This is a genomic window from Tardiphaga sp. P9-11 (assembly GCF_008329525.1).
Taxonomy (GTDB): domain Bacteria; phylum Pseudomonadota; class Alphaproteobacteria; order Rhizobiales; family Xanthobacteraceae; genus Tardiphaga.
Window position 1 is genome coordinate 1 of sequence record NZ_NPKQ01000005.1, and the last position, 22,411, is coordinate 22,411.

General features: G+C 61.6%; 23 protein-coding genes and 1 tRNA gene. 17 read left to right on the forward strand and 7 right to left on the reverse strand.

The window, feature by feature from the left end; translation table 11 throughout:
• The first annotated feature begins 246 nt into the window (after window positions 1-246).
• The 4 genes from CIW50_RS17725 to CIW50_RS17740 all read left to right on the forward strand — a co-directional run bounded on the left by CIW50_RS17725 (window position 247) and on the right by CIW50_RS17740 (window position 2,650).
• Window positions 247-786 carry a hypothetical protein gene (locus CIW50_RS17725; protein WP_149532541.1) on the forward strand — a complete coding sequence of 180 codons (540 nt, stop codon included), beginning with the start codon at window positions 247-249 and terminating at the stop codon, window positions 784-786.
• 226 nt (window positions 787-1,012) lie between these two features.
• On the forward strand, window positions 1,013-1,621 hold the full coding sequence (locus CIW50_RS17730; protein ID WP_149532542.1) for a hypothetical protein: 609 nt from the start codon (window positions 1,013-1,015) through the stop codon (window positions 1,619-1,621).
• 178 nt (window positions 1,622-1,799) lie between these two features.
• Complete coding sequence (locus CIW50_RS17735) at window positions 1,800-2,003, forward strand: hypothetical protein (protein ID WP_149532543.1); 204 nt, start codon at window positions 1,800-1,802, stop codon at window positions 2,001-2,003.
• Window positions 2,004-2,107: 104 nt separating this feature from the next.
• Window positions 2,108-2,650, forward strand: coding sequence for a methylated-DNA--[protein]-cysteine S-methyltransferase (locus tag CIW50_RS17740; protein WP_149532544.1), 543 nt, complete (start codon window positions 2,108-2,110; stop codon window positions 2,648-2,650).
• Between the two features lie 79 nt (window positions 2,651-2,729).
• Here CIW50_RS17740 and CIW50_RS17745 read toward each other — a convergent pair whose 3' ends face one another.
• The 3 genes from CIW50_RS17745 to CIW50_RS17755 form a co-directional block, all read right to left on the reverse strand.
• Complete coding sequence (locus tag CIW50_RS17745; RefSeq protein ID WP_149532545.1) at window positions 2,730-3,347, reverse strand: glutathione S-transferase family protein; 618 nt, start codon at window positions 3,345-3,347, stop codon at window positions 2,730-2,732.
• Window positions 3,348-3,415: 68 nt separating this feature from the next.
• Window positions 3,416-4,258 carry a fumarylacetoacetate hydrolase family protein gene (locus tag CIW50_RS17750; protein WP_149532546.1) on the reverse strand — a complete coding sequence of 281 codons (843 nt, stop codon included), beginning with the start codon at window positions 4,256-4,258 and terminating at the stop codon, window positions 3,416-3,418.
• Between the two features lie 89 nt (window positions 4,259-4,347).
• Window positions 4,348-5,199 (reverse strand): MBL fold metallo-hydrolase, encoded by an 852-nt coding sequence (locus CIW50_RS17755; protein ID WP_149532547.1) that lies wholly within the window; start codon window positions 5,197-5,199, stop codon window positions 4,348-4,350.
• A 127-nt stretch (window positions 5,200-5,326) separates the two neighbouring features.
• Between CIW50_RS17755 and CIW50_RS17760 the strand changes: the two genes are divergently transcribed.
• A complete protein-coding gene (locus tag CIW50_RS17760) occupies window positions 5,327-5,740 on the forward strand; it encodes a DUF3775 domain-containing protein (RefSeq protein WP_149532548.1) in 414 nt (137 codons plus the stop codon).
• A gap of 70 nt (window positions 5,741-5,810) precedes the next feature.
• Here the strand turns inward: CIW50_RS17760 and CIW50_RS17765 are convergent, their stop codons facing one another.
• The gene (locus CIW50_RS17765) at window positions 5,811-6,593 is read right to left on the reverse strand and encodes an SDR family oxidoreductase (RefSeq protein WP_149532549.1); all 783 of its coding nucleotides are present in this window, start codon (window positions 6,591-6,593) and stop codon (window positions 5,811-5,813) included.
• Window positions 6,594-6,683: 90 nt separating this feature from the next.
• Window positions 6,684-7,199 (reverse strand): CvpA family protein, encoded by a 516-nt coding sequence (locus CIW50_RS17770; RefSeq protein WP_149532550.1) that lies wholly within the window; start codon window positions 7,197-7,199, stop codon window positions 6,684-6,686.
• A 126-nt stretch (window positions 7,200-7,325) separates the two neighbouring features.
• Here CIW50_RS17770 and CIW50_RS17775 point away from each other — a divergent pair, with 126 nt between their 5' ends.
• From CIW50_RS17775 to CIW50_RS17800, 6 genes are all read left to right on the forward strand, one after another.
• The gene (locus CIW50_RS17775; RefSeq protein ID WP_149532841.1) at window positions 7,326-8,087 is read left to right on the forward strand and encodes an SDR family NAD(P)-dependent oxidoreductase; all 762 of its coding nucleotides are present in this window, start codon (window positions 7,326-7,328) and stop codon (window positions 8,085-8,087) included.
• A gap of 284 nt (window positions 8,088-8,371) precedes the next feature.
• Window positions 8,372-8,448: transfer RNA gene (locus tag CIW50_RS17780), tRNA-Met, on the forward strand.
• Window positions 8,449-8,907: 459 nt separating this feature from the next.
• Window positions 8,908-9,174 carry a hypothetical protein gene (locus tag CIW50_RS17785; RefSeq protein ID WP_246664333.1) on the forward strand — a complete coding sequence of 89 codons (267 nt, stop codon included), beginning with the start codon at window positions 8,908-8,910 and terminating at the stop codon, window positions 9,172-9,174.
• A gap of 92 nt (window positions 9,175-9,266) precedes the next feature.
• On the forward strand, window positions 9,267-9,674 hold the full coding sequence (locus CIW50_RS17790; protein ID WP_149532552.1) for a FixH family protein: 408 nt from the start codon (window positions 9,267-9,269) through the stop codon (window positions 9,672-9,674).
• Window positions 9,671-11,065, forward strand: a complete 1,395-nt coding sequence (locus CIW50_RS17795) for an efflux RND transporter periplasmic adaptor subunit (protein ID WP_149532553.1) — start codon at window positions 9,671-9,673, stop codon at window positions 11,063-11,065. The genes CIW50_RS17790 and CIW50_RS17795 overlap by 4 nt, the downstream gene beginning before the upstream one ends.
• Entirely contained in the window at window positions 11,062-14,217 is a 3,156-nt protein-coding gene (locus tag CIW50_RS17800; protein WP_149532554.1) for an efflux RND transporter permease subunit, read from the forward strand. Before CIW50_RS17795 ends, CIW50_RS17800 begins: the two co-directional genes overlap by 4 nt.
• Window positions 14,218-14,295: 78 nt before the next feature.
• Here the strand turns inward: CIW50_RS17800 and CIW50_RS17805 are convergent, their stop codons facing one another.
• Complete coding sequence (locus CIW50_RS17805; protein WP_149532555.1) at window positions 14,296-15,846, reverse strand: methyltransferase domain-containing protein; 1,551 nt, start codon at window positions 15,844-15,846, stop codon at window positions 14,296-14,298.
• Window positions 15,847-16,080: 234 nt separating this feature from the next.
• On the opposite strand from CIW50_RS17805, the gene CIW50_RS17810 reads away from it, so the two are divergent.
• The 3 genes from CIW50_RS17810 to CIW50_RS17820 all read left to right on the forward strand — a co-directional run bounded on the left by CIW50_RS17810 (window position 16,081) and on the right by CIW50_RS17820 (window position 18,682).
• Window positions 16,081-16,317 carry a ribbon-helix-helix domain-containing protein gene (locus tag CIW50_RS17810; RefSeq protein ID WP_149532556.1) on the forward strand — a complete coding sequence of 79 codons (237 nt, stop codon included), beginning with the start codon at window positions 16,081-16,083 and terminating at the stop codon, window positions 16,315-16,317.
• Between the two features lie 94 nt (window positions 16,318-16,411).
• Window positions 16,412-17,668: an aminopeptidase gene (locus CIW50_RS17815; RefSeq protein ID WP_149532557.1), complete on the forward strand. Its 1,257-nt coding sequence runs from the start codon at window positions 16,412-16,414 to the stop codon at window positions 17,666-17,668.
• Between the two features lie 51 nt (window positions 17,669-17,719).
• A complete protein-coding gene (locus CIW50_RS17820; protein ID WP_149532558.1) occupies window positions 17,720-18,682 on the forward strand; it encodes a GlxA family transcriptional regulator in 963 nt (320 codons plus the stop codon).
• 3 nt (window positions 18,683-18,685) lie between these two features.
• On the opposite strand, the gene CIW50_RS17825 is transcribed toward CIW50_RS17820, so the two are convergent.
• Complete coding sequence (locus CIW50_RS17825) at window positions 18,686-19,351, reverse strand: helix-turn-helix domain-containing protein (protein ID WP_246664334.1); 666 nt, start codon at window positions 19,349-19,351, stop codon at window positions 18,686-18,688.
• A gap of 135 nt (window positions 19,352-19,486) precedes the next feature.
• Here CIW50_RS17825 and CIW50_RS17830 point away from each other — a divergent pair, with 135 nt between their 5' ends.
• From CIW50_RS17830 to CIW50_RS17840, 3 genes are read left to right on the forward strand one after another with little or no spacing between them, the layout of a single operon-like run.
• Window positions 19,487-20,380 (forward strand): class II glutamine amidotransferase, encoded by an 894-nt coding sequence (locus CIW50_RS17830; protein WP_149532560.1) that lies wholly within the window; start codon window positions 19,487-19,489, stop codon window positions 20,378-20,380.
• The gene (locus CIW50_RS17835; RefSeq protein WP_149532561.1) at window positions 20,380-21,066 is read left to right on the forward strand and encodes a GltB/FmdC/FwdC-like GXGXG domain-containing protein; all 687 of its coding nucleotides are present in this window, start codon (window positions 20,380-20,382) and stop codon (window positions 21,064-21,066) included. Before CIW50_RS17830 ends, CIW50_RS17835 begins: the two co-directional genes overlap by 1 nt.
• Entirely contained in the window at window positions 21,066-22,397 is a 1,332-nt protein-coding gene (locus CIW50_RS17840) for an FMN-binding glutamate synthase family protein (RefSeq protein WP_149532562.1), read from the forward strand. The genes CIW50_RS17835 and CIW50_RS17840 overlap by 1 nt, the downstream gene beginning before the upstream one ends.
• The last annotated feature ends 14 nt before the right edge of the window (window positions 22,398-22,411 follow it).

The following is a 22,411-nucleotide window of genomic DNA, read 5'->3' on the forward strand; positions in this document are numbered from 1 at the left end:
TGGTACTATGGCTTAAGCCCTGGGAGAGTAGGTCGCTGCCAGGCCTGCAAAGGACAAAGTTATCCTCAATTACGATATCTCAAACAAAACGCCGCGCTCTCATGAGCGCGGCGTTTTGCGTTTGTGCAACTCTCAGTGCTGCGTCTCCCCCAGCACGGCGATCTGTCTGGAAAATACTACCGCTATCGCTGAACTATCCTGTCGATCGAGCGACTTACCGAGGACATCTACCAACAGGACCTCGGGATGAATCTGACCTTTCGTTGCGCTATCGCTCTGACATTCACCGCGACCGCCTTCTGCGTCTCGTTGCCTGCCAGCGAAGTTGCCCTCGCGCAGGCGTCCAGGCAGCAGGCACCCGCTGCGAAGCAACTGGCGCTGACTGAAAAGCAGATCGTGGCGCTACTGGCGGCCCAGAAAGATCTTGATGGATTCGTCGCCGCTGCCGGGTCGAACGCTGCGGTTCTCGCGCAGGTTAACGATGTCGCGAAGAAACACGGCTTCGCAAACTATGGCGACTACACGATCACGCTCGACAATATCGGTCTCGTCATGGCGGGCATCGATCCGACGACGAAGACCTATGTAGGTCCCGCTGCCGTGATCAAGCAGAAGATTGCCGCTGTTCAGGCGGACAAGAGCCTGTCGGCTGAAGACAAAAAAGAAGCGTTGGAGGAACTCAATGCCCGGATGGCATCGCCGCTGCCAGCGGTCGAGAACAAGGGAAATATCGACCTCGCCATCAAGCATTACGACAAACTCGCCGTCGCGCTGAAGGACGAATGACCCGGCGCGGAACGCCGCGTGCTGAAGAACTGGTGCATTCTCGCCCCCGCCAGGGTGCGAGCCAGATGGAAAGCCAGGTTCGCTGGCTCAAGATCCGATCGGCTGTTGCGATCATTCAGCCACGATTCAGCTGCAGCATTCCATCCTCTGCCAACCGGGCTCGTTGAACCGGATTCGCTCCGCGATCGACATTCACCGGTCGCACCAATTTGCCGAGGAGATCTTCATGCGTTCCATCCTTCGCCCTGCCATCGCCGCCCTGACCATCGCAGGCCTTGCGACGATTCCCGTCGCCGGCGCCGCATACGCGCAGGCGCAGAAACAGCCGGCCGTGAAACAGACCCCGCCCACGCCGGCACCCACTGCAGCACCCGCGCAAAATGCGCCGGCGCCAAAGCAGATTGCTCTGACGGACAAGCAGATCGAGCAGGTGCTGGCCGCGCAGAAGGATCTCGACGCGGTTACCGCCAAGCTGCCGCAGCAGGCGCCCGACAAGCCCGATCCCAAGGTGGTCGCGCAGCTCGATGACGTCGCCAAGAAAAACGGCTTTGCGAATTACGGCGATTACAACGACGTTGTCGAAAACATCATGCTGGTGCTGGGTGGCTTCGATCCGCAGACCAAGAAATATGTTGGCCCGGAAGCGGTCTTCAAGCAGCAGATCGCGGCCGTGCAGGCGGACAAGAAAATGCCGGCCAAGGACAAGAAGGCCGCGCTTGCCGATCTCAATGCCGCGCTAAAATCACCGCCGCCGGCGGTCGAGAACAAGGGCAATATCGACCTCGTTGAGAAATATTACGACAAGCTGGCCGCATCGATGCAGAACGACGAATAAGTCCGCCATTGCGATCGCATGGTCTGGATTTTTGAAGATCGGGGCTGCCAACGCGGCCCCGATTGTCATTGGAAGCCAAACCAGAGCTACGAAATAACGCCTTGGCGTCCCCCGAATTGTTGTCTAAGCCCTCGTTATTCCGGCTTTCACGAGCCTTTCACTGACGCGGGAGACCGACATGTCGAATCCGAAAGAAGTTCCCGCCCTCCCGCTGAAGGGCTACAGCCTGTTGGACTTCCAGCCTGATCCGACCGTGGTCGGCATCTCCTTCGACACCGAGGCGGGTGTGTTCATGTTCGTGGCCACCAAGGAAATCCTCGACGCTCTCGGCCAGGCCTTCATCCACAAGGCCGCCTCCATGCCGTCGCGCGAGCAGAGCTGAGACAAAGCTGTTCGCCATTTCCGGAAACGGGTGGCGAACAGGTCTGGATCGTCGCAAACTGCGGCAACCTCATCGCATGTCATCGCGGGTGATGGAGGCTTCTCATGACCGACGTTCAATATACATTGTTCGACACTGCCATTGGCCGCTGCGGAATCGCCTGGGCCAATCGCGGTATCATCGCCGTGCAACTGCCGCAGCCGGACGAAAAACAGACGCGCGTGCGCATCAAGCAGCGCCACGCCGATATCGTCGAAGCCGCACCGCCGCCGGCAGTGCAGGCCGCCATCGACGGCATCGTTGAATTGATGAACGGTAAGCCGGTTGATCTTCTGGAGATCGATCTCGATCTCTCCGACGTCCCCGAATTCAATCGCAACGTCTATGCGATCGCGCGCCAGATTCCGCCAGGTGCGACGCTGACTTATGGCGATATCGCCAAGAAGCTCGGCGGCGTCGAGCTGTCACGCAATGTCGGTCAGGCGATGGGGCAGAATCCGTGTCCGGTGATCGTGCCGTGTCACCGGGTGCTCGCCGCGGGCGGCAAGCCGGGTGGATTTTCGGCCAATGGCGGCGTCGAGACCAAGCTCAGGATGCTCGCCATCGAGGGCGCGTATGTGAATCACACGCCCTCGCTGTTCGATTAGGCCCGCCGCAAGAATGCCGTAGGTCCGACGCAGGATTTTCGCAAGCTGACGTGAAATTGCGTCAGGCCGCTTTTCGATCCTAACCCTTTGGCGGAACGGAGATCTTGACCGATTCCCGCTGCAGCATCTTGTTGTGGAAGGCGTCGAGTTTCGGAAACGCCTTGCGCCATCCACAATCCGGGAAGCGGAAGTCGGCATAGCCGAGCACGCAGACGAGCGCGATCTGCGCCGCATCCAGCGGACGCGTCAGGATGTCCGGATGATTTTCGAAGCGCGTGAGGCCCTCCCATGCACGATCCCACTGATCGTCATACCAAGCTTGCCACAGGAGTTCCTTCGGACGCACGCCGACTTCGTAGCGGCATAGCAGCATCGCGTCCGTCATGCCTTGCAGCATCGAATGCTCGCTCTTCACTTTCCAGCGCGCCGGACCCGAGGCCGGGATCAGCTTGTTGCCGCCGGCGAGCTCGTCGAGATATTCGGTGATGACGTAGGAATCGACGATGACATTGCCATCGTCGAGGATCAGCGCGGGTAGTTTCCTGACCGGGCTGATGTCATGGGAATAAGCCTCGTTCTTCTGCGTCGGCGCGACTGAAGCCGCCACCAGTTCGATCTTGTCGATCAGTCCGAGTTCGATCGCCGCTATACGCACCTTGCGTGCGAAGGGCGAACCCGGGGAGAAAGTGAGCTTCATGTTCAGTGTCTTTCATGAATGAAAAAGCGCGGACACGCCCCTGCATGTCCGCGCGAGATGAAGGGCGCTTAAGCCGCAACCACTTTCTGCTTCTGCTCGCCAAGCTTCTCGATGCCGAGCGTCATGACGTCGCCGACTTCGAGGAACTTCGGCGGCTTCATGCCGAGGCCGACGCCGGGCGGCGTGCCTGTGGTGATGATGTCGCCGGGCATCAGCGTCATCATGCCGGATAGATAGGACACAATCTGCGGCACATTGAAGATCATGGTCGCGGTCGAGCCGGTCTGGCAGCGCTTGCCGTTGACGTCGAGATACATGCTGAGCTTTTGCACGTCGCCGACTTCATCTGATGTGACCAGCCACGGGCCGAGCGGGCCGAACGTGTCGTGCGACTTGCCCTTGGTCCACTGGCCGCCGCGCTCGATCTGGAAGAAACGCTCGGAGACGTCGTTGCACACGCTGTAGCCTGCGACATGCTTGAGCGCGTCGGCTTCGGTCACGTATTTGGCTTTGGTGCCGATGATGATGGCGAGTTCGACTTCCCAGTCGAGCTTGGTGGAGCCGCGTGGCTTCTCCACGTCGTCATTCGGGCCGCACAGGCTGTTGAGAGCCTTCATGAAGACGATCGGCTCCGACGGAATCGGCATATTCGATTCAGCGGCGTGGTCGGCATAGTTCAGGCCGATGGCAATGAATTTCGGTTTGCCGCCAACGGGCGAGCCAATGCGCGGCGAGCCGCTTACGGCAGGCAGCGACGCCGGATCGAGCGCAGCGAGCTTGGCGAGATTGGCGGGAGCGAATGCGTCGTCAGCCAGATCCTTGATCTGTCCGGAGAGGTCGCGCAGCTTGCCGTCCTTATCGATCAGTCCCGGCTTTTCGCTGCCGAACGCGCCGTATCTTACGAGCTTCATTGTCGTCTCCCTTGGGGCTTGTCTGAAGGGTTGTGGAACAGGGCGCGAGGAAATTCAACCGCGGTACGGAAAGGTCAGAGCCGCAAAAACTAGTGCTGCAGTGCGGTAAATTTAAAGGCGTCTCCCTCGCGTATAATGCGCCCGGCGCCGAAGTGACCGCCGATCACCAGCGTCGGCGTATCCGCGAACCGCGAGAACAATGCGCGCCGTGATACGGCAGATTGCACCTGGTCGGAATCCGCCGTCGATGACCAGTCGAGATGCGCCATCTGTACCGGGTGATGCGCGGCATCGCCGGTCAGCAGCGCTTCCTCGCCTGCGGACTTGATGTGCACACTCATATGGCCGGGGCTGTGGCCCGGTGTCGGGATCAGCGTGATCTCATCCGAGAGCTGCGCGTCGCTGGCAACGAGATCCATCAGCCCGGCATCGGCGATCGGCTTCACGGAATCGTTGAACACGGCGAGATGCGCCGCTGTATCGCTATGGGCCTTCCAGCAATCATATTCGTTCCGGCCGAACACATAGCGTGCGTTCGGGAATGTCGGCACCCATTGGCCGTCGACCAGTTTCGTGTTCCAGCCGACATGATCGACATGCAGATGGGTGCACAGCACCGTGTCGATGCTTTCGGGCGCGAAGCCGGCTGCCGTCATGTTTTCGAGGAATGGCGTGTGCAGGTTATTCCAGGTCGGCACCGAGCGGTCCTGCTTGTCATTGCCGAGACAGGTATCGACGATGATCCTTTGCGTCGGCGTTTCCACGATCAGCGCATGGATCGACATTTTCAGCCGGCCTTCAGGGGATGCGAATTCCGGCATCAACCACGGCAGCGCCTGGACGTCATCGGGGCCGACCTGCGGGAGAATGAAGCGCGTGCTGCCAATCGTCTGGCCTTCGATGATCTGCGTGATCCTGACCTTGCCGACCGTCCATTGCATCAGGCGTTCATCCTACTGTTTTTTGGGGCTGGAAGATGCGGGTTTCCGGCGTGGCGCGCAATGGATCATCTTGCGGAGCTGCGCGTTGTCTGAGTGGAACACCAGGCCCTGCAGCAAGGAGCGTGCGATGCCAGAACTCGCGATTTCATCCGAGAAAGTGGGCTTTCTGATCGAGAAGGCGCGGCAGTTCGATGCCAAGGATATCGCCTCGGATCCCGATTCCGGCTCCAACGGCGCCGATGACGATATGATCGATGTGCTTGAGGACAATGGCGAGGATCCCGTGGCGCGGGAAATCGCGGGCTTCATCAGCGCGCTCACCGAGGACGAGCAGATCGATCTCGTCGCCCTGATGCGGCTGGGCCGCGGCGACGGCACCATCGAGGAATGGAGCGATTTGCGCCGCGAAGCCGCCGAAGGCCGTAATGGCCGCACCGCGCGCTATCTGCTGGGCGAGCCGTTGCTCGGCGATCTGCTCGCGGAAGGGCTGGAAGAATTCGGCGTGGATTGGTCAAGCGAACGCACCACGCCCGTCCACTGATGACGTCGCGCAAAGAAAAGGCGATCGGCCGCGAAGCCGATCGCCTTTTTGCGTCTTGAGATATCGCCGCTTACATCGTGCCGGGGAAAGCGCCGCCGTCGAGCACGATGTTCTGGCCGGTGATGAAGCCGGACTTCGCGCTGCAAAGCCACGCGCAGGCCTGACCGAATTCATCGGCATCGCCGAAGCGACCCGCCGGGTTTTCCGCTGCGCGCTTGGCCAGGATCTCGTCGATCGACAGGCCCGTGGCCTTGACCTGGCCGGCGGCAACGCCCTTCAGGCGATCGGTGTTGAACGGGCCGGGCAGCAGGCCGTTGATAGTGACATTCGCACGCACCGTCTTGCGCGACAGGCCGGCGATGAAGCCGGTGAGGCCGCTGCGCGCGCCGTTTGACAGGCCTAGCACGTCGATCGGTGCCTTCACGGCGGCCGAGGTGATGTTGACGATACGGCCGAACTTGCGCTCCATCATGCCGTCCACCGTCGCCTTGATCAGCTCGATCGGCGTCAGCATGTTGGCGTCGATAGCCTTGATCCAGTCGTCGCGGGTCCAGTTACGGAAATCGCCGGGTGGCGGGCCGCCGGCATTGTTGATGAGGATGTCGATCTGGCCGGCTGCCTTCAGCGCGGCTTCGCGGCCTTCGACCGTGGTGATGTCGCCGACGACTTCGGTGACCTCGACGCCCGGATAGGCCTTGCGGATATTGGCAGCGGCTGCCGCCAGCGCGTCGCCGCCCCGTGCGGTCATCGTGACATGCACGCCTTCTGCCGCCAGCGCTTCGGCGCAGCCACGGCCTAGGCCCTTGCTGGATGCGCACACCAGCGCGCGGCGGCCTTTGATTCCAAGATCCACGATATCACTCCTGACGTTGTCGAGATGGCGAAGAGAAGAAAGAGGCGGCCAGTCTAGCCCCTTGGATGCGGCCTGATAAGGGCGCTGATGTCAGAGCCGGTGCGCGCGTTTCCATTGCTCGATGGTAACGGTCACGTCCGGCGGCAGCGATTTGACGCCCTTCTGACCGGCCAACGACAGCAGCGGCCTCAAATGCGAGCCGGTCATATAGGCCGGCTGCATATTAGCCGGCACCAGCTGGTCGAAGATCAGCACCAATGTCACCGCGATCAGGCCGACGCGGACGGCCCCGAGCAGCGCGCCGCCGAGGCGGTCGCCGATTCCGATCTCGTGGCCGATCATGTCATTGATCGCCACGCGCAACAGCGAGCCGAGCACGATGCCGGACACCAGGAAGATCGCGAAGAACAGCAGTGAGTTCTGCGTGGTCGGGGCGCTCGCGCTGCCCGACAGTTGCGGCGCGATCAGCCCGGTGATCCAAACCGCCATCGGCATCGCGACCAGATAGCCCAGGATGGTGACCGCGCTGCGCAGCAGGCCGGCGCGGAAGCCGATGACCATGGCGATGATCAGGCCGACATAAACGACGACATCGAAACTGTTCATCGCGGCTTCGTCCCCATGTGGCAATTCCGCGTCAAAGAAATCGGCGGAGCGCGCCGGTTTGCGATCGCGGCAAGGCCGGGTATCACTAGGGCAAAATCAAAGGGAAATGCCATGTCTGCTAATGCGATGTCCGGGATATTCGACGTCAGTAAAGAAACCATCCTCATCACCGGAGCCTCGCAGGGCCTCGGCCGACAATTTGCGCGCGTGCTGTCCGCGCATGGCGCAGCTGTGGTGCTCGCAGCGCGGCAGATGGGCAAGCTGGAGAGCCTGCAGAAGGAAATCACGGACAAGGGAGGCCGCGCCGTCGCGGTGTCAATGGACGTCACCGACAATGCCTCGATCGCACAGGCGTTCGATGCCGCTGAAGCTGCGCTCGGGCCGGTCAGCGTGCTGATCAACAATGCCGGCATCGCGGTGGAGAAGATGGCCATCGATCAGACTGAGGCGGATTGGGACGCGGTGATCGGGGCCAATCTCAAGGGCGCCTATTTTGCGGCGACCGAAGCCGCGCGCCGCATGATCGCGCATAAAGTGGAAGGCAATATCGTCAATATCGCTTCGGTCCTCGGATTCGGGTTGACCAAGGCGGTGTCGCCTTATGCGATCTCCAAGGCCGGCATCGTGCAGGCGACCAGGGCACTGGCGCTGGAACTCGCCGCGCACCGCATTCGCGTCAATGCGCTGGCGCCAGGCTATATCGATACCGACATCAACCACGCCGCTTGGGACACGCCGGTAGGCGAGAAGCTGGTCAAGCGCATCGCGCAGCGCCGGGTCGGTCATGAATCCGACCTTGACGGTGCCATCCTGCTGCTGGCCTCGCAGGCCTCGCGTTACATGACCGGCAGCACCGTGACCGTCGATGGCGGCTTTCTGCTGAACTAGGGTGCCAGAGCCCGTCCAGCAGGCCTGAAAAGCCGTTTTCGGCGGTTGCATCCGTGCCGCGCCGGGTTGTGCCGACACAGGGCAGACTGGCGCGTTGCCGCACCGTCATAAAAGCGCAAAAAGATCGTCGCTGCCCCTTTCCAAAGCAGGCGGGCATTGGTACATACCCCTCGCACCGAGGGCTTTGCCCCGGTTGCCTTCTCAGGAAGCCTCCGGACTGGGATCGATCGACGCCTTGGCGTTGGCCGACTTCGTTTCGTTCTCCGGTTTTCCGAAAGGTTTGGCGCGGGGTGGAGCAGCCCGGTAGCTCGTCAGGCTCATAACCTGAAGGTCATAGGTTCAAATCCTATCCCCGCAACCAAACATTCTAAAAGAAATCAAAGGGTTGGACGCTAGTCCGACCCTTTCTTTTTGATCAAAACCCCTCAAGACGACCCAGTGACCTGCCGGGGCTTTTTGGAACAAGCTTTGTGAACAACTGAGCTTGGAAAAAAGTTTTGGGGATGCCGAAAAGGACGTTCACGACAGAGCAGATCGCGCTGCTGCTGCGCCAGATCGAAGTATTGATGTCGCAAGGCAAGGCAACGCCTGTCGCGAAGCGAGTATTTTGCCGCCTACCCTGTCGATCGGCAATTGAATGCGGCGCCTTAACCATATCGCTCGCTGGCAAAGTCGTGAACAGGCTGCACTTTTCGATCGGGGCAGGATGTGAGACCTTGGAATCGTGAAAAGGTCCGTTGTCCTTCGCTGTCTGCTCGCGCTGCTCGTAGTGTCCAGTCTGGTCACCGCGCCCTTGGCTGCGCCTGCCGCCGCTTCAGTGATGGCCGCCACGCAGATGGGCGATATGGCGGCGGACATGCCGTGCTGTCCGGACATGGCGGGCGACACGGCCCCTCACAAGAATGACTGCAAGGACTGCCCGTTGATGACGGTCTGCATCCTCAAGAGCATGCAGGGTGTCCCGGTTGCCGTTGAACGATCCCTGTTTGCTCCGGACATTTCGACCTTGATGGCGCCTTTCAGCGATGCCGTGGCGGACAGCCTCGGTTCCTCGCCTCCCGCGCGACCTCCTCGAAGCTTGGTGTAGCGGCTCACGCCGTTGTTGCCGCATGGCCATAGGCCTGCGGCGATACGCATGCCGCCGTCTGGCGGACCCCAAGCTTAAGAGGAAGATTCCAAATGAAGACGATCACATCCGCGCGCGCCATGACGGCTGCGTTCACCGGCCTTGCGATGGCTGGCCTTATCTCGACCGTTCGTGCCGACGTCAAGGACTACGAGTTCCAGCTCGTCGAACCTGCTGTCACCGTCGGACCGCAAGCCGTGTTCACAGTGCGGCTGCTCAACAAGAAGACCAACAAGGCCGTGCCTGATGCGGTGGTGTTCGCCACCCGTCTCGACATGGCGCCTGATGGCATGGGCGAAATGGTGACCAAGGTCACGCCGGTAAAGGGCGCCGAACCCGGCGTCTACAAGTTCACGGCCAATGTAAGCATGGCCGGTCGCTGGCAGCTGTCGCTCGGCGCCAAGGTGCAGGGTGAGACTGGCACCGTCGAAAATAAACTCGTTATCCCGGCGCAGAAATGAAACGCGTCTCTGTGACGATGGGCGTCCTCGCCGCCGTGACGGCGGCAGGGATCGGAGGGCTTTGGCTTACGCGACCTGACTTGCTGCCATTCTCCTCAAAGAAAATGGAGATGGAGCACCAGGTCCGTGCAGGCCAGCGGCCGCTCTACTATCAAGACCCCGATGGCAAACCTGCGTATGCGCTGGATGCCAGGTCGACGGCAGGTGGCCGTGCTTATCGGCCGGTCTATTCCAGCGAAGATAAAGTGAGTTTTGATACTGGCGAGGAGAGTGAGGTCCCTCAGGCCAGTAAAATCAAGTTCTACCGCAACCCGATGGGGCTGGCGGACACTTCGCCGGTGCCGAAGAAGGATTCGATGGGGATGGATTACATCCCCGTCTATGAGGGCGACGCCGCGGACGATGGTTCGGTCAGGCTGACGCTCGGCAAGCTCCAGCGCTCGGGTGTGAAATCCGTCGTCGCCGGGATGCGCGTCATCCGTACGGTGATCCGCGCACCGGGGACCATCCAGCTCGACGAGCGGCGCGTGTCGGTGATCTCGATGCGCTCGGAAAGTTGGCTGCAGAAAGTATCCGACGTCACCACCGGCAGCCATGTACGCAAGGGCGAGCCGCTGATGGAAATCTACAGTCCGGCCATCACGTCAGCCGCCGCGGAATATCTGGCGGTCAGAGGTTCGGGGTCCGTCAGCGATACGTTGAATGCGGGGGCACGCCAGCGGCTGATGAACCTCAACGTGCCGGAATCTGCCTTGGCCGCAATTGAAAAGGGAAAGGCTGCGCCTTTGGCGATCGCCTGGACCGCGCCACGGGACGGCATCGTGCTTGAACGCAATGCCACCGAGGGCATGCGGGTCGGACCAGGTGATGTGCTGTTTCGGCTGGCCGATACTTCCGTCGTGTGGACGATGATTGATGTGGCGGAGCGCGATTTGTCACTCGTCAAGGCAGGGCAGGCTGCGACGATGAGCGCCCGTGGTTTTCCGGGCCGGACTTTCGAGGGAAAGGTTGCGGTGGTCTATCCGCAACTGAACAAGGAAACGCGTACGGTTCGTGTTCGCATCGAATTGCCGAATGCTGACCTCGCACTGCTGCCGGACATGTATGTCGATGCCGAGATCGATGTCGGCAGTGGTCAAGCGGTGCTTGCCGTGCCCGACTCGGCGGTGCTGGATTCCGGCGAGCGGCAGGCCGTGTTCGTCGACAAGGGCAACGGCAGGCTTGAACCGCGACCGGTGAAACTCGGCGCGCGGGGAGGGGGCTATACCGAGATCCGTGATGGCGTCGTCGATGGCGAGGCGGTGGTCACTTCCGCCAATTTCCTGATCGATGCGGAAAGCAACATCAATGCAGCGCTGAAAGGCTACTCTGACGCAGGAAGCCAGCCATGATCGCGCGCCTGATCGCATGGTCCTCGCGAAACATCATGCTGGTGATGGTCGGCGTCGTGTTCGCCGTCGCCGGCGGTCTGTACGCGCTTCGCCATCTTCCACTTGATGCGATTCCCGACCTCTCCGACACCCAGGTCATTGTCTACACCGAATATCCGGGGCAGGCGCCGCAGGTGGTCGAGGACCAGGTCACCTATCCATTGACCACGGCGATGCTGACGGTGCCCAAGTCGAAGGTCGTCCGTGGGTTCTCGTTTTTTGGCGTGTCGTTCGTCTACATCATCTTCGAAGATGGCACTGATATCTATTGGGCGCGGTCGCGCGTGCTGGAGTTCCTCAACGGTGCGGCGACACGTTTGCCAGCGGGCGTCACTCCCTCGTTAGGGCCGGACGCTACAGGCGTGGGTTGGATCTACCAGTATGCCCTCAAGTCAAAAGACCTGAGTCTCGCCGACACCAGGACCTTACAGGACTGGACCATGCGTTTTGGGTTGGCCAAGGCGGAGGGCGTTGCGGAAGTCGCGCCGGTGGGTGGCTTCGTCCGCCAGTACAACGTGATCCTAGATCCCCAGCGCATGCGTGACCTCGGCATCACCATGCAGAAAGTGCGCGAGGCTATCCGCGCCAGCAACGCAGACGTCGGTGGTCGCACCGTCGAGCTCTCCGAGTTCGAATATGTCATCCGCGGTCGTGGTTACCTCAGGGGTATCGGCGACATCGGCGACGTGGTCCTGAAAAGTAATAGCGGCACGCCGGTGCTGGTGCGTGATATTGCGCGCGTGGAGCCCGGCCCCGATGAGCGGCGCGGCATCGCCGAGCTTAACGGAGAAGGGGAGGTCGCCAGTGGCATCGTGTTGCAGCGTTTCGGCGCCAACGCGTTGGATGTCATTGAGAGCGTCAAGAAGCGGATCGCGGAGCTTGCGGGCAGTCTTCCGGCATCGGTTGAGATCATCCCGGTCTATGACCGTTCAGGGCTGATCAATGCTGCCATCGAGACCTTGAAGAGCACGCTGTTCGAGGAAAGCGTGGTCGTCGCGCTGGTGTGCATTGTCTTCCTGCTGCATGTCCGCAGTGCGCTGGTGGCTATCCTGATGCTGCCGGTGGGTGTGCTGATGGCGTTTGGTGCCATGAAGATGTTGGGGCTGGGCTCCAACATCATGAGTCTCGGCGGAATCGCGATCGCCATCGGTGCGATGGTGGATGCGGCAATCGTCATGATCGAGAACGCGCATAAGCACCTGGAGCGAGCCGGGCCGGACAAGAACCGGGTGGAGGTGTTGATCGAGGCTGCGTCCGAAGTGGGGCCAGCCCTGTTTTTCAGTCTGTTGATTATCACCGTGTCCTTCCTGCCGATCTTCACCCTGGAATCCCAAGAAGGACGACTGTTCAGTCCGCTGGCTTTCACCAAGACGTTTGCCATGGCCGCGGCTGCGATTCTGTCGATCACGCTGGTACCAGCGCTGATGATCATCTTTGTCAGGGGGCGGATCGTTCCCGAGCACAAGAACCCCATCAACCGCTTTCTGATCTGGGTCTATCGGCCGCTGATCAGGGGAGTATTGCAAGCCAAGGCATTGGTGATCGTCGCTGCGCTGGCGGTCCTGGTCGTGAGTGTCTGGCCCGCCCGCCAACTGGGCTCCGAGTTCATGCCCAACCTCAATGAAGGCACGTTGATGTACATGCCGACGACGTTGCCGGGCATTTCGGTGACGAAGGCGGCAGAACTGATGCAGATGCAGGACCGCATCATCAAGTCATTCCCTGAAGTCGAGACGGTCTTCGGCAAGGCGGGGCGCGCGGCGACCGCGACCGATCCCGCGCCAAGCGAAATGTTCGAGACCATCATTGCATTGAAGCCCAAGGAAACATGGCGGCCGGGCGTGACCATCGACAGCCTCACAGCAAAAATGGACAAGGCGTTGCAGTTTCCCGGGGTGTCCAATGCGTGGACCATGCCGATCAAGGCACGCATCGACATGCTCTCGACGGGCATCCGCACACCGGTGGGCGTAAAGGTGATGGGGACTGACCTCGCAAGCATGGAGAAGACCGCCCGTCAGGTAGAGACGGTGCTCAAGGCGGTGCCCGGGACCTCGTCCGCCTATGCCGAGCGCGTAACCGGTGGTTATTATCTCGACATCATTCCCGACCGGGCGGCGATGGCGCGTTACGGCATCATGATCCAGGACGTGCAGGATATCATCGGCATGGCACTGGGCGGGCAGACCGTGACCACGACGGTGGAAGGTCGCCAGCGTTTCGGTGTGAATGTGCGCTACCCCCGTGACCTGCGTGGCGATCCTCAGACCATAGCGCGTGACGTGCTGGTGCCGATGCCTTCCGGCGGCGCGGTGCCGCTGGGCGAGATTACCAAAGTCAGCCTCGCGCGAGGGCCATCGTCCATTCGCACCGAGAACGGCCAGCTCGCGGTTTATATCTATGTCGATGTCCGCGATCGCGACATTGGCAGCTATGTGGCCGACGCCCAGGCGGCGGTAAAGGCCAGCGTGGTGTTTCCTCCAGGCACATACGTCACGTGGAGTGGACAGTATGAATATCTGGAGCGTGCCACGGCCCGGCTCAAGGTGGTGGTGCCACTCACGCTGCTGATCATCTTCCTGCTGCTTTACCTGAACTTCCGTTCTCTGACCGACACACTCATCGTGATGCTCTCACTACCGTTCGCCTTGGTTGGTGGGCTCTGGCTGATGTGGTGGCTTGGGTTCAATCTCTCCGTTGCGGTGGTCGTGGGGTTCATAGCGCTCGCGGGTGTCGCGGCAGAAACGGGGGTGGTCATGTTGATCTACCTCAACCACGCCCTGGAGGAGGTGAGGGCTGAGCGACTGGCTGCGAGCAAGCCCTTTACGGAGGAAGATCTCTACAGGGCCATCATGCTGGGCGCCGTCGAACGGGTGCGACCGAAGATGATGACCGTGGTGGCGATCATGGCGGGGCTGCTTCCCATCATGTGGAGCACAGGCACCGGTTCGGAAATCATGCAGCGGATTGCCGTGCCGATGATTGGCGGAATGGTGTCGTCCACCATTCTCACCCTGGTCGTGATTCCTGCCATTTATGCCGTGGTGAAGGTCGGCATGGCACGACGTTCCCCAGCAATTCATGCGGCAGCGGCTGCTCACATTGAGCGGTAAAGCTCCTGGTGGACTACACCGACCTGTCGGGGCGTTCCGAATACTCGATCCAAGTTTGCCGGCGAAGATCTCGCAGGTTTATTGGCGGATTGTCGTGGTGGTGCGCTGGCCGTTCTCGGTGCTCGACCGGCCACGGCGACGCAGCACGTAGAGCGTGCCGAGGGCAGGGCGCCCGGCTTCGAGGCGTAGCTCTGAATTATTCTTGCTCACGATTTCGAAGCCTTTTGCGGCGCAGGCCTCGAAATATGTCTCGCTATGCGCGAACCGGCCCGACGTGAGTAACGCGAAGTCGCCGTTTTCTACGCGCTCGATGCTCGCGGCGAAAAGACCACCCGCGGGCAGCACCCGAGCGATCAGCTCAAAGAGCTCGTCCAGCCGGCCGAGATAGATCAGAAGATCGGCGGCGAAGACGAGATCGAAGCTGCGTGGGCTGTCCGCGAGATAGCTCGTGACGTCGGCCTTGATGAGGTCGTGATAGGCATTCCGCCCTGCCGCAACTGCGAGCATCTTCTCCGACAGGTCGATGCCGGTCAGTCGTGCGGCGAATTGTCGGAGCGGCTCGGCTGCGAGCCCGGTGCCACAGCCGAGATCAAGGATGGTCGCGAGTGTCGGCCGGCAGGATGCGACCATATCGGCGAGTTGCTGTGGCACCTTGTAGCCGAGAACATCGACCAGCTTGCTGTCGAAGCCCTCGGCGAATTCGTCGAAATGCGCTTCGACATAGGCCGCCGGTGCGCGGTCATGACTCTGTCCGCCAACGGCATCCAGCAAGTAGCGCTGGACAGGATCGTCCGGCTGGGTTTCCAGCCGCAGGCGCCCGACAGTGGCTGCGGCATCGTGCATGCCATAGGCGCTGAATAACGCGAATGCGGTGCGCAAGACCTCGTCCAGGGACTCGCTCTCTTGTCCTGCAAGCGTCGGGTAGCGGGCGATGGCGCCTCGAATGTCGCCGTCCAGCATCGCGGCAAAGGTCCGTGCACGGGCGTAGAGACGCAGCGTCACGCCTTCCAGCGGCACAAAGCCGTTTGCCGCTGCCAAGGCATCGGCGCTCTCGCCGAAACGGCCGGCCATGTAGAACGCCTGTCCGAGGCAGAGATGCGTGACCGCGTCGAGGCCGCCCCAGGACAGCGCGTGTTGCAGATGGGCGATGGCCTGTTCGGGACGGCGGGAGCCGAGATACAGCACGCCCAGGCCGAGATGCGCGTCGCCGAGCGCGGGATCGCGGGACAAAACCTGCAGATAGGCCGTTTCCGCATCGTCGATGCGCTGCAGCCGGTAGGCAAGACTCGCATATTGCAGCCGTGTCGCGGCGTGATCCGGATCGATAGCAAGTGCGCGCAGTGCACATGTTTCCGCCAGTTCGTCGCGGCCGCTGAGTTGGTAGTCCGTCGCAAGGTCACGCCAGGCGACAATATCGGCCGGCATCAGTGCAAGCGCAGCCAGCAGCGCGTCGATGGCGATGTCGCTCTGGCCATGCGCGCGGTTGATCGCTGCAAACTGCCGCAGCGCAGAATTGGTGCTGTCGGATTGTTCCATCAGCAGCGCAAACACCGCATGCTCCATGGCCCAGCGATCGATCTGATCGGCGGCATACTGGGTATCGGGGACTGTGAGCGTGATCGAGTTCATCGAGGCGGTCGGGAAATCTTGATCCGGAGTCGTGCGCTATCTTGCTTCTGCTCAATGTGCGTCGCGAAAACAAGGTGGCGATTGTATCGCAGAGGTTGTGTTTCTGCTACCAGGTTGCGCGATGCGTAGTCGTCTAAGGTCGCATCATCTGATCTGTTGCCGCCGGTTCCAATCCGTATAAGCTGTCCTGAAAGCAAGACGACTACTGGGCGGAAATAAGATGGAGAGGGCGCGGTGAAATCACCCGTCGTAAAGCGATCGATCGTCGTCGCCGGACACAAGACGAGCGTCAGCCTCGAAGAGGCATTCTGGACGGCGCTGAAAGAGATCGCCGGCATGCGCCGGATCACGATGTCGCAGCTCGTCGGCGAGATCGACAAGAACCGCCAGCAGAATAACCTCTCCTCGGCGATCAGGCTTTACGCGCTGGCCCATTACCAGGCCCTCGTCCCGCAGCCCGCGTCGTCATAGGCGCTCGGCAAGCCTTGCGGCGGACCGGCTGGCGGCAAGGCGCATCTGCGCCTACATTCGGATCAGCCACTTCCACACTAGCCAGGGCCTCTGCATGACCGTTCACCACCGCAATATCTCCGCCCCCATCGATTCCGTGAAGCTCGACCGTCTGGCCGAAGTCGCCGTGAAAGTCGGGCTGCAACTGGCGCCGGGACAGGATTTGCTGCTGACCGGCCCGGCCGCAGCGTTGCCGCTGGTGCGCAAGATCGCCGAACACGCCTACAAAGCCGGCGCAGGCCTGGTGACGCCGTTCTTCTCCGATGAAGAGATGACGCTGGCGCGCTATCGCTACGGCCATGATCTGTCGTTCGACCGCGCCGCCGGCTGGCTCTATGAGGGCATGGCCAAGGCGCTCGGCAACAACACCGCACGCCTCGCCATCGTCGGCGATAATCCGATGCTGCTGTCCAACGAAGATCCGGCCAAGGTGTCGCGCGCGAGCAAGGCCAATTCCATCGCTTATCAGCCTGCGCTGCAGAAGATTGCCGGCTTCGACATCAACTGGAATATCATCGCCTATCCCACGCTCTCATGGGCCAAGCAGGTGTTTCCCGGCGATGAGGATGATGTCGCCGTGCAGAAGCTTGCGGACGCGATCTTTGCAGCGTCGCGCGTCGACAATGCCGATCCCATCGCCGCCTGGGCGAAGCACAATGCTGCTTTGCGCAGCCGCACCGAATGGCTGAACGCCCAGCGCTTCCACGCACTGCATTTCACCGGACCGGGTACCGATCTCGTGGTCGGCCTTGCCGATGGACATGAATGGGAAGGCGGCGCCTCCACCGCCAAGAACGGCATCATCTGCAATGCCAATATTCCGACCGAGGAAGTCTTCACCACGCCGCATGCAGCGCGGGTGAATGGCCATGTCCGCTCGACCAAGCCGCTGTCCTATCAGGGCACGCTGATCGACGATATCGCGGTGCGTTTCGAGGACGGCCGGATCGTCGAGGCCAAGGCGTCGCGCGGCGAGGAAGTGCTGAACAAGGTGCTCGACACCGATGAGGGCTCGCGCCGGCTCGGCGAAGTGGCGCTGGTGCCGCATTCGTCGCCGATCTCGGCCAGCGGTCTCCTGTTCTACAACACGCTGTTCGACGAGAACGCCGCCTGCCATATCGCGCTCGGCCAGTGCTATTCGAAGTGCTTCGTCAATGGCAGCGACCTGACGCCCGAGCAGATTGCGGCGCAGGGCGGCAACAAGAGCTTCATCCATATCGACTGGATGATCGGCTCAGGCGAGATCGATATCGATGGCGTGCATAGTGATGGCCGCCGCGTGCCGGTGTTCCGCAAGGGCGAGTGGGCATAACGCTGCGACACGCATGACCTGAACCGGCGTGGAAACTGAGTCTTCAAATCTATGGCCCAGCCCCACCGCGTCGGCTTTCTCCTGATCGACGGTTTCGCGCTGATGTCGTTTGCGTCGGCGATAGAGCCGCTGCGCGCGGCCAATGTGCTGGCCGGCAAGAAACTGTACCAATGGCTGCAGATCTCCACCGGCGCTGATGCGATCCTCGCCTCCAACGGATTGTCGGTGTCGTCCGATCACACCATTGCGGACAGCGTGCGTTACGACACCGTGCTGGTCTGTGCCGGTGGCAATCCTGCGACATTCACTGACACCAGGACGCTCGCGTGGCTGCGTCGTTTGGCGCGCTCGGGCTGCGCCATTGGCGGCGTCTCCGGTGGGCCCTTCATTCTCGCGAGAGCCGGCATTCTCAACGATGTTCGCTGCACGATCCATTGGGAGCATCTCGATGCGTTCATCGAAGCCTTTCCCGACATCGAGCCGACGCGGACCTTGTTCGAGATCGACGGCAACAGGCTAACCTGCGCCGGCGGTGTCGCCGCGCTCGACATGATGCATGCGATCATCCGCCGGGACCACGGCCAGGCGCTGGCGGCGAAGGTCAGCGACTGGTTCTTGCAGACCGCCGTGCGGCTCGGCGATGACAGCCAGCGCATTTCATTGCGCGAGCGTCTCGGTACCAGCAATCGCGCCGTGCTTTCGGCGATCACCGTGATGGAGCGGCGGCTGGCCAGCCCCGCGCCGCGCGACGAACTCGCAAAGGCGGCCGGTGTGTCTGTGCGGCAACTCGAGCGGTTGTTCACCGCGCATCTCGGCGTGACCATCGAGCAGCATTACCTGACCCTGCGTCTCGCCAAGGCCCGCGCGCTGTTGCAGCAGACCAGTATGCCGGTGGTCGAGGTGTCAGCCGAATGCGGCTTCGCCAGCGCCAGCCATTTCGCGCGGATATATCGGCGGGCCTTCGATGTGGCGCCGTCTCAGGACCGGATGTCGGGGAAGAGCAAGGCGAAGTGAGACCTAGCTCCGTCGCGGATAAATGATCACCGACAGATACGTCATCGGTGCTTTCACCAGTTCTTCCGGTCCGTGCCGCGCGGCGGCATCGAAGAACAGTGTATCGCCGGGCTCCATCAGATAGCTCTGGTCGGCATGACGATAGCGCACCTTGCCTGACAGCATGTAGATCATCTCGACGCCGGCATGGCGGAAGTTGGTATAGGCCTCGGCGTCTTCGTTGAGCGTAATCAAATAGGGCTCGACGGCGAGCTCGCCGTGAACCGATTGCCCGAGCAGCTGATAATTGTGCCCGGACTTGGTGCCGCGCCGCTCGATTTTGACGCCCGCGCCCGCCTTGACGAAGGAGCAATCGCGCTCTTCCTCTGTCTCGCGAAAGAATCTGGAGATTGGCACGTTCAGCGCTTTTGACAGTGCATTCAGCGTGCCCAGCGATGCGGAGATGCTGCCGGTCTCGATCTTCGACAGCATGCCCGTGGAGATGCCCGCCGATGTGCTGAGCTCGGCCACCGTCAGCTCCAGCTCCTTGCGCAGCTGCCGCACTTCATTGCCGATCTTGGATTCCAGCGAGCCGCCGACTTCCAGCGGCGCGTTGGAGCCGGTGCGCAGCTCCTCCGGCTTCGGTCGCGCGGGTGGTGATGATTTGGTCTTCTTCGGTTTCGCTTTCACGGTGGCGTTTCCTGCGTGCGGTGATTTCCCGACAATAGCGATATTTCCTGTCAAGAAAACTATTTTCTCTATGGTTGACATGGCGGTTTTGTTTCGGGCAAGGTCCACGCGCATTCAACGAGTGAGATGTTCCTCATGTGCGGCATTGCAGGTCTGTTCCTGAAAGATCAAAAGTTGGCCCCCGAATTGGGCGGGCTGCTGTCCGGCATGCTGGAAGCGCTGAGCGATCGCGGTCCCGACTCTGCAGGCTTCGCGGTCTATGGCGATAGAGATAACGGCCAGATCAAGCTGACGCTGCGCGCTGCGCCGTCATTCGATTTCGCTGAACTGATGGCATCGCTGGGCAAAGTCGCCGGCGCGCCGATTTCCTATCAGGTACACGACACCCACGCCGTCATCAGCATTTCCACCGATCGCGAGGCTGCCGTCGCGTCTGCGCTCGTCGGCATGAAAGACGTCGATATGGTCGCGCGCGGCAAGCGCATGGCCGTGTTCAAGGAAGTCGGCCTGCCTGCCGATGTGGCGAAGCGTTTCGGCCTGAACACGATGACCGGCACCCACGCAGTCGGTCACACACGGATGGCAACCGAGTCAGCCGTGACGACCAACGGTGCGCATCCTTTCACGACCGGCACCGACCAGTGCCTGGTGCATAACGGCTCGCTGTCGAACCACAATGATGTGCGCCGCGAGCTGATCCGCCAGGGCATGACGTTCCGGACCGAAAACGATTCCGAAGTCGCCGCCGGCTATATCTCGTCGCAGATGGCCGCGGGTGCGTCGCTGCAGGATGCGATGACATCGTCGCTGTCCGCGCTGGACGGCTTCTACACATTCGTTATCGGCACCGAGACCGGGTTCGGCGTGCTGCGCGATCCCATCGCCTGCAAGCCGGCCGTGATGGCCGAGACTGATCGCTGGGTTGCGTTCGGTACCGAATATCGTGCGCTGGTGGATCTGCCGGGCATCGATAGCGCAAAAGTCTGGGAGCCGGAGCCGGCCCGCGTCTATCTGTGGGAGCGACACTGATGCCCACAGTCGATATTGCATCATCGCCGTTGCGTGAGCTCAATAGCGCGCTCCACAAGCTCACGCCGAATACCAACGAGACGCACTGGACCGTCAGCAACCCGCGTGGCCAGCATAATATCGCGGTGGGTCTCGACTTTCCCGTGGAGATCGAGATCGACGGTCACGTCGGCTATTACTGCGCAGGCATGAACAAGCAGGCGCGCGTCACCGTGCGCGGCAATGCCGGGCAGGGCGTTGCGGAGAATATGATGTCGGGCCGTGTGCATGTCACTGGCGATGCGTCGCAGGCGGCGGGCGCGTCAGGCAATGGCGGTCTGCTGGTGATCGACGGCAATGCGTCCGCGCGTTGCGGCATCTCCATGAAGGGCATCGATATCGTCGTGAAGGGCTCAGTCGGCCATCTCTCCGCCTTTATGGCGCAGGCCGGCAAGCTCGTGGTGCTCGGCGATGCCGGCGAGGCGCTCGGCGACTCCATCTATGAAGCGCAGCTCTTTGTGCGCGGCACGGTCACGAGCCTCGGCGCCGATTGCATCGAGAAGCCGCTCAAGGACGAACACAAGGTTGAGCTGAAAAAGCTGCTGGATGATGCGGGCGTCGAAGGTGTCAGCCCCGATGAGTTCAAGCGCTATGGTTCAGCGCGCAAACTCTATCACTTCCACATCGACAACGTCGGATCATACTGATGAGCGCGCAAGACCGCTGGATCCACACGCCGCCGCGCAAGTCGGCGACCTTCGATGACGCTGCGATCGCGGAAATCCGCCGCGCCGCCGCGACGGGCATCTATGACATTCGCGGCGCCGGCGCCAAGCGTAAGCTGCCGCATTTCGACGATCTGCTGTTTCTCGGCGCCTCGATCAGCCGCTATCCACTCGAAGGCTACCGCGAGAAATGCGCCACCGATGTCGTGATCGGTGCGCGCTTCGCCAAGAAGCCGATCCATCTGAAGATTCCGATCACTATCGCCGGCATGAGCTTCGGTGCGCTGTCCGGCCCGGCCAAGGAAGCCCTCGGCCGCGGGGCGTCCTCGGTGGGCACGTCGACGACGACGGGCGACGGCGGCATGACGCCGGAAGAGCGTGGTCATTCCGATCTGTTGGTCTATCAGGTGCTGCCATCACGCTATGGCATGAATCCGGATGACCTGCGCAAGGCCGATGCGATCGAGGTCGTGGTCGGGCAAGGCGCCAAGCCCGGCGGCGGCGGCATGCTGCTGGGCCAGAAGATCACCGAGCGTGTCGCCGGCATGCGCCGTTTGCCGGTGGGGATCGACCAGCGCTCGGCGTGCCGACATCCGGACTGGACCGGGCCCGACGATCTCGAAATCAAGATCCAGGAGCTGCGCGAGATCACCGACTGGCAGATCCCGATCTATGTGAAGGTCGGTGCCTCACGCCCGTATTACGACATCGCGCTTGCCGTGAAATCCGGCGCCGATGCCATTGTGCTCGATGGCATGCAAGGCGGGACGGCTGCGACGCAGGACGTATTCATCGAGAATGTCGGCCTGCCCACCATGTGCGCGATTCCGCCCGCGGTGAAGGCGCTGCAGGATCTGGGCATGCATCGCAAGGTACAGCTCATCGTCTCCGGCGGCATCCGCAACGGCGCTGACGTGGCCAAGTGTCTTGCGCTCGGCGCAGATGCTGTCGCGATCGGCACGGCAGCCTTGATCGCGCTCGGCGATAACGATCCCGCGCTGGAAGCGGAGTACCAGAAGCTCGGCACCACCGCCGGCGCCTATGACGACTGGCACGAAGGCCGCGATCCCGCAGGCATCACCACGCAGGATCCGGTGCTTGCTGCGCGGCTCGATCCGGTGATCGCGGGCCGCAAGCTGGCGAACTACCTGTCGGTGATGACGCTGGAAGCGCAGACCATCGCGCGTGCCTGCGGCAAGAGCCATGTCCACAATCTCGAACCGGAAGATCTGGTGGCGCTGACAATGGAGTCGGCGGCCATGGCGAGGGTCCCTCTCGCCGGAACGAACTGGATTCCCGGCAGCAATATCTAACAGGCCGTAATGGC

Bases quoted from the DNA above. Each gene is read 5' to 3' on its own strand.
- CIW50_RS17755 (WP_149532547.1), bottom strand. From the start codon at position 5,199: ATGCAATGGACGGTCGGCAAGGTCAGGATCACGCAGATCATCGAAGGC.
- CIW50_RS17795 (WP_149532553.1), top strand. From the start codon at position 9,671: ATGAAACGCGTCTCTGTGACGATGGGCGTCCTCGCCGCCGTGACGGCG.
- CIW50_RS17735 (WP_149532543.1), top strand. From the start codon at position 1,800: ATGTCGAATCCGAAAGAAGTTCCCGCCCTCCCGCTGAAGGGCTACAGC.
- CIW50_RS17820 (WP_149532558.1), top strand. From the start codon at position 17,720: ATGGCCCAGCCCCACCGCGTCGGCTTTCTCCTGATCGACGGTTTCGCG.
- CIW50_RS17750 (WP_149532546.1), bottom strand. From the start codon at position 4,258: ATGAAGCTCGTAAGATACGGCGCGTTCGGCAGCGAAAAGCCGGGACTG.
- CIW50_RS17730 (WP_149532542.1), top strand. From the start codon at position 1,013: ATGCGTTCCATCCTTCGCCCTGCCATCGCCGCCCTGACCATCGCAGGC.
- CIW50_RS17840 (WP_149532562.1), top strand. From the start codon at position 21,066: ATGAGCGCGCAAGACCGCTGGATCCACACGCCGCCGCGCAAGTCGGCG.
- CIW50_RS17800 (WP_149532554.1), top strand. From the start codon at position 11,062: ATGATCGCGCGCCTGATCGCATGGTCCTCGCGAAACATCATGCTGGTG.
- CIW50_RS17815 (WP_149532557.1), top strand. From the start codon at position 16,412: ATGACCGTTCACCACCGCAATATCTCCGCCCCCATCGATTCCGTGAAG.
- CIW50_RS17790 (WP_149532552.1), top strand. From the start codon at position 9,267: ATGAAGACGATCACATCCGCGCGCGCCATGACGGCTGCGTTCACCGGC.
- CIW50_RS17770 (WP_149532550.1), bottom strand. From the start codon at position 7,199: ATGAACAGTTTCGATGTCGTCGTTTATGTCGGCCTGATCATCGCCATG.
- CIW50_RS17835 (WP_149532561.1), top strand. From the start codon at position 20,380: ATGCCCACAGTCGATATTGCATCATCGCCGTTGCGTGAGCTCAATAGC.
- CIW50_RS17805 (WP_149532555.1), bottom strand. From the start codon at position 15,846: ATGAACTCGATCACGCTCACAGTCCCCGATACCCAGTATGCCGCCGAT.
- CIW50_RS17745 (WP_149532545.1), bottom strand. From the start codon at position 3,347: ATGAAGCTCACTTTCTCCCCGGGTTCGCCCTTCGCACGCAAGGTGCGT.
- CIW50_RS17830 (WP_149532560.1), top strand. From the start codon at position 19,487: ATGTGCGGCATTGCAGGTCTGTTCCTGAAAGATCAAAAGTTGGCCCCC.
- CIW50_RS17725 (WP_149532541.1), top strand. From the start codon at position 247: ATGAATCTGACCTTTCGTTGCGCTATCGCTCTGACATTCACCGCGACC.
- CIW50_RS17785 (WP_246664333.1), top strand. From the start codon at position 8,908: ATGGCCGCCACGCAGATGGGCGATATGGCGGCGGACATGCCGTGCTGT.
- CIW50_RS17775 (WP_149532841.1), top strand. From the start codon at position 7,326: ATGTCCGGGATATTCGACGTCAGTAAAGAAACCATCCTCATCACCGGA.
- CIW50_RS17760 (WP_149532548.1), top strand. From the start codon at position 5,327: ATGCCAGAACTCGCGATTTCATCCGAGAAAGTGGGCTTTCTGATCGAG.
- CIW50_RS17740 (WP_149532544.1), top strand. From the start codon at position 2,108: ATGACCGACGTTCAATATACATTGTTCGACACTGCCATTGGCCGCTGC.